This window comes from Acinetobacter sp. S4400-12, from assembly GCF_024129495.1.
In the GTDB taxonomy this organism is placed as follows: Bacteria; Pseudomonadota; Gammaproteobacteria; order Pseudomonadales; family Moraxellaceae; genus Acinetobacter; species Acinetobacter lwoffii_C.
Window position 1 is genome coordinate 1 of record NZ_JAMXYB010000070.1, and the last position, 2,406, is coordinate 2,406.

Here is a 2,406-nt window from a genome sequence, read left to right on the forward strand (position 1 = left end):
ATCCGCAGATTATGCATGAATATTGAAAATTCCTCGGTACAAATAAGCAGCAAAAAGTAGATCGTTTTTTGATTTATGAAAGAGATCTATTGAGGCAGTTTTACTTTCGCAAGAGGTCTATATTTGAAAATAAAAAAATCTAAAGCTATTTCTATTTTATAGATATATATTGCTGTTATTTGGAAAATCCATTTTTTTTAAATTTTTACTTTATAGAGTGTATTTTAATGTAAGTATGAGATTTAAATAAATTGCATAAAATAGACATATTTTTTCTTTCAGGTTTTATAAAAATAGTATAGATGAATTTCATTGTTTTTTTAAGTATTTGAAATTAAATATTTTATATAAAATAGATATTCTTTTTGTTTCAGTATCTAAACCTAAATTATTTTCTTTTTTACAAGAAGCCCTTATTAAGTTTTTGTTTTTTATAAAGGAATAAAAGGCTTAGCTTAATATTTTTTTATTATGTATTTTTTGCATTATAAAAAGTAATCTTTGTTTCTTTAGAAATTAAATTTCAATTACTTAAATTACTATTTTTTACATTGAATTAATATGTAACAGCTTATGGGTTGGCGAAGTTTAAAAACTGAGTAGAGTAGAGGGTAAGTCGAAAATATATATATCGGCTTTTGATTAAAGCGAAACCTAAGGAGAATACCCATGACTAATCAACAGAACCAGCAAGATCAACAGAATCAACAAAACCAGCAACAGCAACAGCAAGACCAGCAAGGTCAAAGAAACAACCAACAAAACCCTAATCAGCAGCAACAGAACCAAAAACAGCAAAATCCTAATCAGCAACAACAACAGCCGCAACGTAATCAGCAAGAACAACAGAATCAGCGTAATCAAAATCAATAACATTGGTGCGATCAATAAGATCAGCAGAATCTGCAGCACTAATGTGATTTAGGTTATCCTTTTTCAAAATAAAGACCGCCTTTTCAGGCGGTTTTTATTTAGACTTTATTTGTTCATTTTTTATTAACACTGAATGTTGGCTTTAATCTTATAAAAATTCAGGGCATTATCTAAGTCCTTCAGCAAGCCCGGTTCAGTATATTCTTTAGGTGCAAGTTTAAGCAGTGCTGGCATATAATAAGTTTTATATTCTTTAGGATAATCTTCACAAAGGATACGGGTGCGCTCTTCAATGCTCAGTATAGAAGAATCCAGTTGATCCAGATAGGCACTTAAACGATTATCTGATTGTTCAAACTGCGCTTTAGTGGTGGGGTCTGGTTCAGAAGATACATCTGCCTGCTGTTTCTGACAGCCTGTTAAAGTAAGTACTAAGAAGGCGCTCAAACATATAGGTAGTTTCATATTATTCAGATTCTGTTATTCGTCCTAAGAAAAGTATAGAGAGAAATATACAAATGCACACTGATCTTTAAGTTACAAGCCGTCTGAACGAAGAGTTTAGTAATAAAAAATGATCTATAGTCGCATCCATATTTTTTTCAAAAGTCGCTACTATCTTAAGATTATCGAGAAAATTTAATAAAACAACTATAGATCAAAATTTTAATAATATTCCTCAGTAGAAAATCATACATTTTTTATTGTTTGAATTACGTGTTATCAAAGAATCATTTTCTGAAATTGCAGCCTTCACATAAGTTTTCATAGGCAACATAAAAACTGACAATCCCTGCAAGAGTGAAACATGAATAGATGCTATTTATATAGCTGTTTTAGTGAAAATATAGGACAGAGCAATGATAAAGTGTATTTGTGCATTTGGTATAGGCGTAATGGTGGGTTGCTGCTATAAGTCTTGTAAGAGCAAAATGTGTCAGATGAAGGATAAAGATCACTCAACAAAAAATCAGGCTGAGGAGCCTGTACGTACCTAATTACCCTAGGCTTGAGGATTAATCTGAGGCAAGTGGCAAGTTTAGTAAGACTTTTTTCTAGAATAATTGAATATCGAGTACTATCTTTCACGCATAAAAGCTCTGCTCATGATCAAGCTTTTAAATTTAGGAGGAATACATGTTCCAATTTATATGCTGTTTATTGGGTCTACATGGCGCGACTGAAATCAAGTATATGGATGATGAGGACGTTAAAGAAGAGAGTGCTGATTTAAAAGAAACGATATAAGTGTCTTTCACTTTCAAAGTGTCGAAAACAAGACAATAACCCCATTTGCGAACTAAATGGGGTTTTACTTTAAGTCAATTTAATAAACTTAAATATTTAGGATAAACTTTCTCCATTTATATAAAAAACCACATAATACGGGTAATATTTAAACTAATTTATTATTAAAGGTCAATGTCTTTGGTAGCTTGAATGTAAGCATCCGCTGAACGCCATCGCCAAGTTTTAACGGGGTTCAGGTTTCCAGCGGTGAGGTAGTAATTCTTCTATTTGGGGCACTTTATG

The 2,406-nt window shown here is 31.6% G+C and carries 2 protein-coding genes; one reads left to right on the forward strand and one right to left on the reverse strand.

What is annotated here, in order from left to right; genetic code table 11:
• The first annotated feature begins 669 nt into the window (after positions 1–669).
• Positions 670–873, forward strand: coding sequence for a hypothetical protein (locus NI461_RS13850; RefSeq protein WP_174659890.1), 204 nt, complete (start codon positions 670–672; stop codon positions 871–873).
• A gap of 123 nt (positions 874–996) precedes the next feature.
• Here NI461_RS13850 and NI461_RS13855 read toward each other — a convergent pair whose 3' ends face one another.
• Positions 997–1,338: a hypothetical protein gene (locus NI461_RS13855; protein ID WP_253157792.1), complete on the reverse strand. Its 342-nt coding sequence runs from the start codon at positions 1,336–1,338 to the stop codon at positions 997–999.
• Positions 1,339–2,406 lie beyond the last annotated feature (1,068 nt).